This window comes from Nocardioides psychrotolerans (genome assembly GCF_943371775.1).
GTDB classification, from domain to species: domain Bacteria; phylum Actinomycetota; class Actinomycetes; order Propionibacteriales; family Nocardioidaceae; genus Nocardioides; species Nocardioides psychrotolerans_A.
Genome location: NZ_CALRWD010000108.1, coordinates 1 through 12372, shown reverse-complemented (window position 1 = coordinate 12372; position 12372 = coordinate 1). Strand labels below are relative to the sequence as shown.

Here is a 12372-nt window from a genome sequence, read left to right as displayed (position 1 = left end):
GCGCTGCGCGACGTCCGCGACCTGGCGGCGTTCCTCGGCGAGTTCGAGCGGATCGGCGGGCACGGCATGTTCGGGTCCTACGTCGACACCGACTCGCGCCAGTCCGACCGCTACCTCTTCCACATCACCCAGGGAGGGCTCGGGCTCCCCGACGAGTCCTACTACCGCGACGACAAGTTCGCCGAGACCCGCGACGCCTACGTCGCCTACCTCACCCGCCTCCTCGAGCTCGGTGGCCACGAGTCCGCCGCCGACGCGGCCGCGACGATCCTCGCGATCGACACCCGCCTGGCAGCCGGCCACTGGGAGCGCGCGGAGACCCGCGACGTGCAGAAGACCTACAACCTGCTCACCGCCGACGAGCTCAAGGCGCTGTGCCCGTCCTTTGACTGGGACGCCTACGTCACCAACCTCGGCGGCAAGGCCGACATCATCGCCGAGGTGGTCGTCCGCCAGCCGTCGTACCTCTCCCACCTCTCGGGCGTCCTCGACGAGATCCCGCTCGAGCAGTGGAAGGACTGGCTGCTCAGCCACGTCCTGCGCACCGCCGCGCCCTACCTCACCGACGAGCTCGTCGAGAACAACTTCGACTTCTACGGCCGCACCCTCAACGGCACGCCCGAGCTGCGCGCCCGGTGGAAGCGCGGCGTCGCGCTGGTCGAGGGCGCGCTGGGTGAGGCCGTCGGCAAGGAGTACGTCGCCCGGCACTTCCCGCCGCGCTCCAAGGAGCTGATGGACGACCTGGTCGCCAACCTGCTCGCGGCCTACCGCGAGTCGATCTCCACGCTCGACTGGATGACCGAGGAGACCAAGGAGCGCGCCTACGAGAAGCTCGCGACCTTCCGTCCCAAGATCGGCTATCCCGAGACGTTCCGCGACTACTCCGCGCTCCAGGTCACGCCCGACGACCTGCTCGGCAACGTCGCCGCCGCGTCCGGCTTCGAGACCGACCGCCAGCTCGCCAAGATCGGTGCTCCGGTCGACCGCGACGAGTGGTTCATGCTGCCGCAGACCGTCAACGCCTACTACAACCCCGGCACCAACGAGATCTGCTTCCCGGCCGGCATCCTGCAGAAGCCCTTCTTCTCGCCCGACGCCGACCCGGCGGAGAACTACGGCGGCATCGGCGCCGTCATCGGCCACGAGATCGGCCACGGCTTCGACGACCAGGGCGCGCAATATGACGGCGACGGCAACCTCAACGACTGGTGGACCGCCGACGACAAGGCCGCCTTCGAGGTGAAGTCCAAGACCCTCGTCGCGCAGTACGACGGCTTCTCGCCCCGCGCCCTGCCCGGCGAGAAGGTCAACGGGTCGCTGACCGTCGGCGAGAACATCGGCGACCTCGGCGGCCTCACCATCGGGCACAAGGCGTTCGTGATCTCGACCGACGGCTCGGCCACCCGCGAGGACCGCGAGAAGCTCTTCCTCAACTGGGCCTACGTGTGGCGCACCAAGCGCCGCACCGAGCAGGAGCGCCAGTACCTCACCATCGACCCGCACAGCCCGCCGGAGTTCCGCGCCAACATCGTGCGCAACCTCGACGAGTTCCACGAGGTCTTCGGCACCGCCGAGGGTGACGCGCTGTGGCTGGCGCCCGAGGAGCGCGTGCGGATCTGGTGAGGATCAGCCGGCCTCGACGCAGTAGACCGACAGCACGAGCAGGTTGTCGGAGGCGATCGGGTTGAGCCCCTCGGCCACGAACGTCGTCTCCGGGCTGCCGCCGTTGGGGAAGGTCTGGGGTGCCACGGAGGTCTGGCCCCAGAACGACCCGGCGCCCACGACGACCTTCCCCTCGGGGCAGCTCACCTGGATGGATCCCTGCGTGGATCCCGCCACGCTGACCTGCTCCCTCACGACCTCGTAGCCGCTGACCGCACTCGGTTGGAGGAACGTCTGCTTGGCGCCCGGGGTGATGTCCTTCGACCCGATGCTGAAGTTCTTGATGTCGGCGCCGGTGATCGTGCCGTTCTTGATCTGGGCGCCGGTGATCATGGCGCCGGCGACGGCACCACCTGACGCGCCGAGCACGAGCGCGCCGGCGAGGAGGACGAGGACGGGAGCGGAGCGGGGGAGGGCGGTCACGAGACCGTCGCGCAGACCGACTGGACGCGGAGGGTGTCGGCGTTGGCGCCGGTGTTGACGGCGTAACCGGTGCCGATGCGGATGTTGGCGCTGCTGATGCGGGTCGCGGTGGCGAGGTTGCTGCTCTGGAAGTCGGCGGTCACGCTGATGACGCGCTTGCCGACGGGGCACACGGCGGTGACGCTCGAGGAGCTCCCGGCCGTGATCACGACACTGGACTCGACGATCTCGAGACCGGAGAGTCCAGCAGGACCCTGCGCGCCAGCAGGACCTTGTGCGCCGGCGGGTCCCTGCGACCCGGCGGGTCCCTGCGGCCCGGTCTGGCCCTGGAGCGCGGTCTTCGCGGCAGCGGAGAGGTCGACGGTGCCGAGGTTGCCGTTCTTGATGTCGGCGCTGGTGACGGTGCCGTTCTTGATCTGGGCGCCGGTGATCATGGCGCCGGCGACGGCACCTCCGGAGGCACCCACCACGAGGGCGCCGGCGAGGAGGACGAGGACGGGAGCGGAGCGCGGGAGCAGGGTCATGTCTCGCAACCTAGGGCCGGCCGCGTCCCCCGCGCAGTGGGGATCCGGCCTATTCACGCCGACGGCTCCGGTGGGCCGACGGGCGCGGCGCGGCACCAGGTGAGGGATGCTGTGCGGATGCCCGTCCTGCGCGTCATCGCCGCCGCCGTCGTCCGTGTCGTCCTGCTCACGGCGTTCTACCTGGTCTACGTCGAGGCGATCTCGCGCAGTGACAGCACCGACGCCCTCGGCGCGGGCCTGCTGTTCTTCCTCATCGTGGTGGTCGTCGCGCTCGCGTGGGCCACGTGGGACGGCGCCCGTCGCGGCTTCCTCGCAGCCACCATCGTGTGGCTGCTCACCGGCGCCGGGGTCGGCGCGACCGTGACGGTCGCCTACGTGATCAGCACCGAGACGGCCGGCGCGTTCGTCGACGAGCTGCGTGACGGCTGGCTCTTCTTCGCGCTGCTCGTGTTCGTCCCGGCACTGCCGGGCGCGGGCGTCGGCGGGCTGATCCACCGCGCGCGCCGTCGTACGACGACCGCCTGAGGCGCCGCACCGCGAGATGACCCCCGTGCGGGACCCGGCGCGCCTACCCTGGACGGGTGGCCGCCGAGGGGGATCGCGAGAGGTCGCTGTCGGCCTTGCTGGACGCGATCGTCGGTGGCCACCTCGAGGACTACCTCGCCGCGAGCGCTGACGACGACCCCACCTGGAGCGGCGCGCTGCGCGCCGTCGCCCTGGTCATCACGCTGCGGTGGGACGACGCCCTGCAGTGCGCCCTGGCCACCCCGGCCGCGTCCGCCGACGACGTCGACGCCCGGTGGCTCCTGGCGGGGGCGACGGCGTGGGCGATATCGGGAGATCCGCGCCCCGACTCCGACCAGGTCCTCGCGGATCTCAGCGATCCCCGCGCCGTCCTGCCCGACGTCGCGCGCCCCGTCGGGCGCTTCGCGGGCTACCTCCTCGTCGAGGCTGCCCTCGCCCACGCCCGTCTCGACCTGGCGCACGAGGTCGAGCAGCGACTCGGCGCCGGGCTCTGGGACGAGCTGCGCCTCGGCCAGGGGGTCCATCCCTTCCACCACATGATGGTCGCCTCCCGCATCCGGCTCCTGGCCTTCCGCGGCCACATCGCCGACGCCGACGCCGTACGACGGGCTGCCGCGACGCCGCTGGCCGGCGGCCCGGTCGCCGCTGTCAGCGCTGCCACCGCGTGCCTGGTGCGGGGCAACGACGCCGATCCCGCCGACGTGCGCCGCCTGGCCGCCGAGGTCGACTGCCACGTGCCGGAGCCGACCCACCTGCTGGCCGCCGGGGCGCAGATGCTGGTCGCCTTCGGGCTGATCGCCGTCGGCGAGGTCGCCGAGTCGGCCCGCCGGGTCCTGCTCGCGGGCCACGGGCCGGGGCTCGAGGCGCTCAACGTGATCGACCGCGCCCTCGGGCTGGAGCTGCTCGCCACGCTGGCCGTGGCGGCAGGCGACCTCGACGCCGCCGAGGCCTGGCAGGACCGGTCGGTGCCGCTGCTCGCCTCTCCCATCTCCGACTCGACGATCGCACGGCTTCACAGCCGGGTGGCCCTCGCTCGCGGGGACGTCGACGAGGCGGTCGCGTGGGGCGAGCGCGCGGTGGCCCGGGCCCGGGAGGTGGAGCGCGCGATCGAGTACGCCGAGGGCGAGATCGTCCTCGGGCGCGCCCGGATCCTCCAGCGCGGCCCGGGCGGGCGGGCGAGCGCGGCCCAGGCGCTGCAGGCGATGGTGGCCGAGGCCGAGCAGCGCGGGCACCGCTCCGCGCGACGCTCGGCGGCTCGCGAGCTGCGCCCGATCGGGCTCCGGCTGCGGCCCCTGTCGGGCAGCGGCTGGCAGGGCCTGACGGCCCGGGAGGCCGAGGTCGCCCGGCTGGTCGCCGACGGCTGCGCCAACAAGGAGGTCGCCGCGCGGCTCCACGTCTCGGAGCACACGGTGCGGGCGCACGTCTCCCGCGTGCTCGCGGCGTTCGGCGTGCCGACCAGGGTCGCGCTGCCGGGGGTGCTCGACCGCTTCACGCCGCTGGCGCCCGACGACGCCCGTCGACTGGCCGTCCTCCCGCCGCTCACCGAGCGGCAGCAGGTGGTCGCGGACCTCGTCGCCCAGGGCCTGAGCAACGTCGCGATCGCGACCATGCTCGGGGTCAGCCCGCGCACGGTCGAGAAGCACGTCGGCGACATCCTGGCCCGCTGGGACCTGCAGACCCGCACCTCGATCGCGCGCGCGGTCACGACCGCGGCGACCTACCGCAGCGAGTGAGCAGCCGCCTCGGCGCGATCGGCACAACCAGCCGCCCCCGGCGCGCGTCCCAGAGGCATGCGAACCCTGCGCGGCTCCCTCCTCGCGCTCCTGCTCCTCAGCGGTTGCACCGCCTCCTCCGACCCACCGCCGGCGAGCCGTACGACGCCCCGCCCGTCACCGTCCGCGACGGCTGCGGCAACCGGGCCGCTCGGGTGGCCCGACCCCGGTGCCGGCGACCGGATGCGGCCGACGCCGCGGGTCTACGAGTACCTCTGCCTCGACCCGCCGGCCGAGCTCGTCGACACCGCACCCGACCGCCAGCAGGGCCGGACCGTGACGGCCGGTGACGCGACCCTCCTGGAGCGGCAGCTGGTCTATCCCGACGTCGCGACGGCCGCCGAGGCGCTCGACGACCTGCGCGCCGAGCTCACCCGGTGCGGCGGCAGTCGCGCCCACGACGGGGCGCTGATGGCCTGGACCCGGCTGGGCTGGAGCGACGAGGCGGGGATGCGCATTGAGCGCCGGGTGCCCGCCGGCGTGGACACCGAGGCCTGGCACCTCTACGACGCGCGGGTGCCGGCGCCGCTCGGGGCCTTCGTCACGCTGCTGCGCGTCGACGAGACGGTGCTGGTCACCGATCGACGATCCGGCCTCGACCCGACGACGCCGGAGGGTCTTGCCACCGCCAGCCGGGCGGGCGAGCTGCGCCTGCTCGACGCGGTCGCGTCGCTGTCCGTGGTCGCTGGTAGACAGGGCGGGTGACCTCGACCGACTCGCAGACCATGGACGGGCCCGTCGACCGGGCAGGCGTCCGCGACAGCGCCGAGGCCCATCTGCGGGCGCTGGTCGGGCGCGACGACGTGACGCTGCGCGAGGACCAGTGGACCGCGATCGAGGCGCTCGCCGTCGACAAGCGGCGCTCGCTCGTCGTCCAGCGCACCGGCTGGGGCAAGTCGGCGGTCTACTTCGTGGCGACCCTGCTGCTGCGCGAGCAGGGCGCGGGACCCACGGTCATCGTCTCCCCGCTCCTCGCGCTGATGCGCAACCAGATCGCCGCCGCCGAGCGCGCCGGCATCCGCGCGGTGACGATCAACTCCACCAACCTCTCCGACTGGGAGTCCACCCACGACGCGATCCGTGCCGGTGAGGTCGACGTGCTCCTGGTCAGTCCCGAGCGGCTCAACAACCCGGGCTTCCGCGACGAGGTCCTCCCGCGCCTGGCCGCGACCTGCGGGCTGCTGGTCGTCGACGAGGCCCACTGCATCTCCGACTGGGGCCACGACTTCCGCCCCGACTACCGCCGCATCCGCACCCTGCTCGACGACCTGCCGACCGGCATCCCCGTGCTCGCGACGACCGCCACCGCCAATGCGCGCGTGACTTCCGACGTCAGCGAGCAGCTCGGTCGCGACGTCGTCGTCCTGCGCGGCTCGCTCGACCGCGAGTCCCTGCGCCTGGGCGTCGTGCACCTCACGACCGCCCAGCAGCGCCTGGCCTGGCTGGCCGACCACCTCGCCGAGCAGCCCGGCTCGGGGATCGTCTACTGCCTGACCGTGGCCGCCACGCAGGAGGTCGCCGACTACCTCCGCTCCCGCGGCCACGACGTCGCCGCCTACTCCGGCCAGACCGAGCAGACCGAGCGCCTCGCGCTCGAGGCCGACCTGATCGCCGGTCGCGTCAAGGCGCTGGTCGCCACCAGCGCGCTCGGGATGGGCTTCGACGCCACCCTCGGCTTCGTGGTCAACCTGGGGGCGCCCTCCTCCCCGGTCGCCTACTACCAACAGGTCGGCCGTGCGGGGCGCGGCACTGACGATGCGACCGTCGTGCTCCTGCCCGCGATCGAGGACCGCGACATCTGGGCCTACTTCGCCTCGCTCGCCTTCCCGCGCGAGGAGCTCGTGCGCCAGACGCTGGCGGTCCTGGCCGAGGAGGGACGCGCGCTGAGCACCGCCGCGCTGGAGACCCGCGTCGAGCTCAACCGCAACCGGCTCGAGACGATGCTCAAGGTGCTCGACGTCGACGGCGCCGTACGCCGCGTCCGCGGCGGGTGGGAGTCCACCGGGCAGCCCTGGAGCTATGACGAGGAGCGCTACCGTCGCGTCGCCGAGGCCCGCGAGCGCGAGCAGCAGGCGATGCTCGACTACCTGCGCACCACCGAGTGCCGCATGTGGTTCCTGCGCGACCAGCTCGACGACCCCGACGCGGTGCCGTGCGGCCGCTGCGACAACTGCGGCGGCTTCGCGCTGTCCTCGGACGTCTCGTCGGCCGCGGTCGAGGAGGCCGAGGCGCGGCTGTCACGCCCCGGCGTCGTGGTCGAGCCCCGCAAGATGTGGCCCACCGGGCTGGCCTCGATGGGCATCGACCTCAAGGGCAAGATCTCCGCCGGTGCCGCCGAGGGCCGTGCGGTCGCCCGGCTGACCGACCTGGGCTACGGCCAGGCGTTGCGCGAGCTCTTCCGCCCCGACGCCGGCAACGGACCGGTGCCCGTGGGGCTGGTGAAGGCGATGGTCGAGGTGCTCGGCGACTGGCGTCCGCGGGTCGAGGGCATCGCCGTGGTCGAGTCGGCCACCCGGCCGGCGCTCACCGCCGACCTGGCCGACGGGCTCTCGCGCTTCCTCCAGGTGCCCGTCGTGGCGCACTACGCGATCGTCGACCCCGACGTCGCGCCCGGGCAGGGCGCGATGAACTCCGCCCAGCGCGTCGCCGCCGTCGGTCGCCGCTTCACGCTCAGTGGCGAGGTGCCACCCGGGCCGGTCCTGCTGGTCGACGACCTGGTCGTGACCGGCTGGACGCTCACCCGGGCGGCCCACGCGTTGCGTCAGGCGGGGGCTACCGAGGTGCTTCCGCTCGTCCTCGCTCTTCAGTCCTGACCGCGCTGGCGGGGTCGTCCGCCTGCAGGTGCGCGTAGTAGTCGCGCGGTGAGCCGTCGCGCTCCTGGGTCTTGAGCAGTCGCAGACCCGCCGCCTCGACGGTGCGCGAGCTCACCCAGGCCAGGGCGATCGTGGGCACGACGACCAGGGCCGCGGTGATCACGAAGAAGGCACCCGGTCGCGGGTCGGGCAGCGCGCCGAGGTGGCCGAGCAGCCGCATCACCGGCTCGTGGATCAGGTAGACCCCGTAGCCCAGGCCGCCGATCCAGGCCAGCGGACGCCACGACAGTGCGGCGGGCCACGGCCCGTCGTGGAGCACGATCGACGCCAGGACAACCGCGATGGCCAGCGCGTAGGCCGGGTGCCACCACTCGCCTGCTGTGGTGAGCGGACGGGTCAGGACCAGCGCGACCGTGGCGGCGATGCCGACGACCGCGAGCGTGCCGCGCGCGACGCGACCCAGGCGCACCCCGGCCGCGACGAGCAGCGCGAGCCCCATGCCGATGCCGAAGTCGGCGGCGCGCGAGAGCGGGCTGAACCACACCGACCAGTTGTCCTGCGGGACGTCGGCGAGCGTGGCCCACGAGAGGTACGCCGCCGTGGTCACGACGAGCAGGGCCGGCAGCACCGCGGCGACCGCGAGCCGGGCGCCGGGGGTGCGCACCCGTCGTACGCCGGCGGCGACGAGGGGGGCGGCGAGCGCCATGAGGACGTAGAAGTGGAACTCCACGGCCAGCGACCAGGCGGGGCCGTTGGTCCAGAAGATGTAGGTGTCGCTGTAGACGTGGGTGAACGTCAGGTGCAGCACCAGGTCCTGCCAGTGACCCGGCAGGGAGGGGTTGGTGAGCGCCCAGACGATCAGCACGACCGTGAGGTAGAGCGGCAGCAGTCGCGCCATCCGTCGGTAGAGCAGCACGCGGCCCGGCCGGCTCGGCTCACCGGTCGCGGCGGACCGGGCGATCGGGGCCCACAGGACCAGGCCGGAGAGCACGAAGAACAGGTCGACGAACAGGTCGGTGCCCGTCATCAGCTGGTGGGCCGTGCCGGACCAGGGCCAGGCGGAGTCGGCGCCGCTGCGGTTGCGCTGGTAGGCGTGGAAGAACACCACCGCCAGCGCGGCGAGCCCGCGCAGCCAGTCGAGCGGGAAGCGGGGGGTGGCCCGGATGACCGACGCCTCCGTGGTGGCGGGCGTGGTGTCGGGCGAGTGCTGGGGTGCGGTGGTCGTGGTCATGCGGCCTCCTGCAGGGTGCTGGTCTCGGCGGCGGAGGAGCTGGACGTGGTCGAGGCGTTGCGGGGCGTGACGACCCACTGGTGCTCGCCGCGCAGCTGCTTGATGTGCGCGATGCGGTTCACCAGGTTCTTCCACTCGGTGTAGAAGACGAGGTTGGCGAGCGCAGCACCGACGAACCAGCGCGGGTGCGCGCGGATCTCGGGCGTCGCGAGGCGCCAGGCGGTCAAGGTCTGCAGCGGCCCGGAGACCGTGACGAACAAGGTGACCAGCACGAAGAGCGGGGAGGCCATGTCGAGGCCACCGTCGCGCCACATGAGGAACCACAGCAGCGGCCAGGCGAGGACCGAGAGCCAGGGGTAGGCCTCGCGCCAGCCCAGGAGGTAGGCCGCGCCGATCTTCTGGCGGCGGCCGAGCTCGGGGGAGCGCAGGATGGGGCCGAGGTGACGGATCGACACCTGGAACCAGCCCTGGGCCCAGCGCATGCGCTGCTTCCAGAGCGCGCGGCTGGTCTCGGGTGCGAGCTCGCGGCTGATGAGCCCCGGGTCGTTGACGATGCGGCCACCGGCGGCGAGGACCCGCATGGAGGCCTCGATGTCCTCGGTGAGGAAGGAGCCACGCAGCCGGATGCGCTCCAGCGCGGAGGCGCGCCAGTAGCCGTTGGAGCCACCGAAGATCCCGAAGCCGTGCAGCGCGGCGCGACCCGGGTGCGAGACGGCGTAGATCTGCTCGAACTCCACCGCGACCAGCTTGGCCAGCGCGGAGTCGTCGCCGTTGCGGATGACGCAGTGGCCCTGCACGACGTCGGCACCGTCGGCGATCCAGCGCCACGCACGGTCGAAGGCACCCTGCATCGGGTGGTGGTCGGCGTCGAAGATGCCGATGATCTCGCCGGTCGCGACGTGCAGCGCGGCGTTGACGTTCTGCGCCTTCGAGGTGCTGTCGGGCACCTCGAGCACGGTCAGCTGCGGGTGGGCGGCCGCGAGCGCGTCGAGCTCGTCCTGCACCGGCAGCCGCTGCGGCGAGTTGTAGGCGAGCACGACCTGCAGGTCGCCCTCGTAGTCCTGCGCCAGGAAGGAGTGCAGCGTCTCGAGGACGGTGTCGGCCTCGTTGGGGAGGTACGCCGCGATCACCGCGGTCGCGGAGGGTGCGGGCTCGTCGGGGGCCGGCGGCAGGGCCGGCGGGTCGACCGCCTTGGAGCACTCGGCCCAGATCGTCAGGGCGGTGACCGTGAAGGCCCCCACCAGAGCCCAGTAGAGGACGCTGGAGACGTCCAGCCCGACGGCGTACAGGCCGACGAGGGCGAGGAACGGCAGGACGATCGTGCCCACGGTCGCGAGCAGGACCTGGTGGCTCGCGGACCAGCGGTTGATCCGCGGCTGCCGCGTGCGCTGGTGAGCGCCGAGCTGGCGGGGCTGGAGGTCGCGCTGGCGCAGCGACTCCGACGCGGCGCGGGCGGCATGGTGCTCGGCAGCCTGGGCGTCCTGCTTGCGCGTGATGGGCGCCCAGCCGACGCCGAGGTCGATGACGCTGCCGTCGAGCTCGGGGCGCTGGTCGAGCGCCTGGAAGGCCTCGACCGCGTGGTAGGCCATCTCCTGGAGGCGGACCGGGCGCGCGGCGCGGTCCTCGCGGCGCAGGAGGAAGCGCAGGCGGCCATCGGGCGTGGGCGCGACGAGCTCGCCGGGCTGGAGGCGGGGCGTGAGCCGCTCGACCGTCGCGGCGACGGCCTCGGGCGTGGGGCGCACGGTCGACGTGGCGGCGCCGGGCGCGGCCCAGACCGGGTCGAGCACCGCGATGATCGTGCGGCGCTCGGCGCGGGAGGTGAGCTCGGCGGGCGAGACCACCTGGCGGCCCGGTGGGGCGCTGGACAGGGGCGTGCGGAAGGTCAAGGACATGGTGAGGAGGCCTTTCGGGATCGGCAGGGTGATGCCGCGAAGGTGGGCACGAGAAGTGAGGGGACCAGGCGTGCTGGTGGCCGGGGCAGCTGCGTGAGGCGCCCGACGGATCGTCTACCGTCGCCAACGCCGATACCCCGACGCAACTTCCCGACACGTGTCCGCGATCACGATCGCCCTGTCCCAGGCGGGGATCCGGGGCTCGACGTGCGCGTCCTCACGTCGCCGTGACGATCCGGTGCGTCGGTCGTTGACGGCACTCCTGGACGACAACTAGAACGCGTTCTAGTCTGACGCGCATGAGTCAGCCCCTGCGCGTGATCCAGTGGACGACCGGCAACATCGGCCGTCGCTCCCTGCACGCGATCCTCGCCCGCCCCGACCTCGAGCTGGTCGGCGTGTTCGCCCACGGCGCGGACAAGGTGGGCCGTGACGCGGCCGAGCTGTGCGACTGGCCGTCCCCCACCGGCGTACGCGCGACCGACGACGTCGACGCGCTCCTCGCGTTGGATGCCGACGCGTGCTGCTACAACCCGCTGTGGCCCAGCGTCGACGACCTGGTGCGGCTGCTGGAGTCGGGCGTCAACGTCTGCACCAGTGCTGCCTGGATCACCGGCGGCAAGCAGTCGGCGCCGGACCTCGACCGGATCAGGGCTGCCTGCGTGGCGGGCGGCTCCACCATCTTCGGCAGCGGCGCCCACCCCGGGCTGACCAACATGGTCGGCATGGTGCTCAGCGGGGCCTGCGAGCGCGTCGACGAGATCCGGATCACCGAGTCGGTGGACTGCTCGACCTATGAGTCGGCCGGGACCCAGACGGCGATGGGGTTCTCGCAGTCACCCGACACCCCGGGCCTGGCCGAGTCGGTGCGCGTCGAGAGCGAGGTGTTCGCCGAGTCGGCCGCGATGATGGCCGACGCGATGGGTGTGACGCTGGACCGGATGAGCTTCGACGTGGAGTTCACCACCGCCACCGGCGACTCCGACCTCGGCTTCATGCAGATCCCGGCCGGGACGGTCGCCGGCGTGATGGGCTACCACCGCGGCTGGGTCGGTGAGCGCAACGTCGTGAGCGTCGGCTTCAACTGGACGATGGGCTCGCACGTCACGCCGCCCAAGCCGCTCGCCCACGGCCACGTCATCCAGGTCTTCGGGCTGCCCAACATGCGCACCGTCATCCACTGCCTCCCCCCGGCCGACTGGACCGAGGAGGGCTTCATGGGCCTCGGGATGATCTACACCGCGATGCCCGTCACCAACGCCGTCCCCGCCGTGGTCGCCGCCGCGCCCGGCATCGTGACGCTGGCGGAGCTGCCGGTGGTGACGGGGTCGGTCTCGCACTTGTAACACGTCGTCTGCTCATCTACCCGCCCGCTGCAACGGGGCTTCGTCAAGGGGTCTAGGCAACGGGTGGTCACGCGGCAGCGTCGAGCAGCAGCGAGTTCAGCCGTTCGGCTGGGGTCTGTAGGTCCAGGGTCGGGCGGGGACGGGCGTTCAATGTCGCGGCGATTTTGGCGAGGTCCTGCGGGGT

General features: G+C 72.7%; 10 protein-coding genes. 6 read left to right on the top strand and 4 right to left on the bottom strand.

Annotated features, from left to right (window positions below):
- Nucleotides 1-1623: M13-type metalloendopeptidase (locus tag AAG827_RS20805; RefSeq protein ID WP_341928120.1), on the top strand; the 1623-nt coding region annotated here is incomplete at its 5' end.
- A gap of 3 nt (nucleotides 1624-1626) precedes the next feature.
- Here the strand turns inward: AAG827_RS20805 and AAG827_RS20800 are convergent.
- Entirely contained in the window at nucleotides 1627-2085 is a 459-nt protein-coding gene (locus AAG827_RS20800; RefSeq protein WP_341928119.1) for a hypothetical protein, read from the bottom strand.
- Nucleotides 2082-2609: a hypothetical protein gene (locus tag AAG827_RS20795; protein ID WP_341928118.1), complete on the bottom strand. Its 528-nt coding sequence runs from the start codon at nucleotides 2607-2609 to the stop codon at nucleotides 2082-2084. Before AAG827_RS20795 ends, AAG827_RS20800 begins: the two co-directional genes overlap by 4 nt.
- Before the next feature lie 117 nt (nucleotides 2610-2726).
- Between AAG827_RS20795 and AAG827_RS20790 the strand changes: the two genes are divergently transcribed.
- Genes AAG827_RS20790 through AAG827_RS20775 form a run of 4 tightly spaced genes read left to right on the top strand, consistent with a single transcriptional unit; the run spans nucleotide 2727 to nucleotide 7719 of the window.
- The gene (locus AAG827_RS20790; protein ID WP_341928117.1) at nucleotides 2727-3134 is read left to right on the top strand and encodes a hypothetical protein; all 408 of its coding nucleotides are present in this window, start codon (nucleotides 2727-2729) and stop codon (nucleotides 3132-3134) included.
- A 56-nt stretch (nucleotides 3135-3190) separates the two neighbouring features.
- Complete coding sequence (locus tag AAG827_RS20785; protein ID WP_341928116.1) at nucleotides 3191-4867, top strand: LuxR C-terminal-related transcriptional regulator; 1677 nt, start codon at nucleotides 3191-3193, stop codon at nucleotides 4865-4867.
- A 57-nt stretch (nucleotides 4868-4924) separates the two neighbouring features.
- The gene (locus AAG827_RS20780) at nucleotides 4925-5611 is read left to right on the top strand and encodes a hypothetical protein (protein WP_341928115.1); all 687 of its coding nucleotides are present in this window, start codon (nucleotides 4925-4927) and stop codon (nucleotides 5609-5611) included.
- 20 nt (nucleotides 5612-5631) lie between these two features.
- Complete coding sequence (locus AAG827_RS20775; RefSeq protein WP_341928121.1) at nucleotides 5632-7719, top strand: DEAD/DEAH box helicase; 2088 nt, start codon at nucleotides 5632-5634, stop codon at nucleotides 7717-7719.
- Here AAG827_RS20775 and AAG827_RS20770 read toward each other — a convergent pair.
- Entirely contained in the window at nucleotides 7679-8950 is a 1272-nt protein-coding gene (locus AAG827_RS20770; RefSeq protein WP_341928114.1) for an acyltransferase, read from the bottom strand. The two genes, AAG827_RS20775 and AAG827_RS20770, sit on opposite strands and share 41 nt — an antisense overlap.
- A complete protein-coding gene (locus AAG827_RS20765) occupies nucleotides 8947-10842 on the bottom strand; it encodes a glycosyltransferase family 2 protein (protein WP_341928113.1) in 1896 nt (631 codons plus the stop codon). The genes AAG827_RS20770 and AAG827_RS20765 overlap by 4 nt, the downstream gene beginning before the upstream one ends.
- A 299-nt stretch (nucleotides 10843-11141) precedes the next feature.
- On the opposite strand from AAG827_RS20765, the gene AAG827_RS20760 reads away from it, so the two are divergent.
- The gene (locus AAG827_RS20760) at nucleotides 11142-12188 is read left to right on the top strand and encodes a hypothetical protein (protein WP_341928112.1); all 1047 of its coding nucleotides are present in this window, start codon (nucleotides 11142-11144) and stop codon (nucleotides 12186-12188) included.
- Nucleotides 12189-12372: the final 184 nt, after the last annotated feature.

What these genes read in the sequence shown, in the direction of transcription:
- AAG827_RS20775 (WP_341928121.1), top strand. Translation starts at nt 5,632, where the DNA reads ATGGACGGGCCCGTCGACCGGGCAGGCGTCCGCGACAGCGCCGAGGCC.
- AAG827_RS20780 (WP_341928115.1), top strand. Translation starts at nt 4,925, where the DNA reads ATGCGAACCCTGCGCGGCTCCCTCCTCGCGCTCCTGCTCCTCAGCGGT.
- AAG827_RS20765 (WP_341928113.1), bottom strand. Translation starts at nt 10,842, where the DNA reads ATGTCCTTGACCTTCCGCACGCCCCTGTCCAGCGCCCCACCGGGCCGC.
- AAG827_RS20790 (WP_341928117.1), top strand. Translation starts at nt 2,727, where the DNA reads ATGCCCGTCCTGCGCGTCATCGCCGCCGCCGTCGTCCGTGTCGTCCTG.
- AAG827_RS20760 (WP_341928112.1), top strand. Translation starts at nt 11,142, where the DNA reads ATGAGTCAGCCCCTGCGCGTGATCCAGTGGACGACCGGCAACATCGGC.
- AAG827_RS20795 (WP_341928118.1), bottom strand. Translation starts at nt 2,609, where the DNA reads ATGACCCTGCTCCCGCGCTCCGCTCCCGTCCTCGTCCTCCTCGCCGGC.
- AAG827_RS20770 (WP_341928114.1), bottom strand. Translation starts at nt 8,950, where the DNA reads ATGACCACGACCACCGCACCCCAGCACTCGCCCGACACCACGCCCGCC.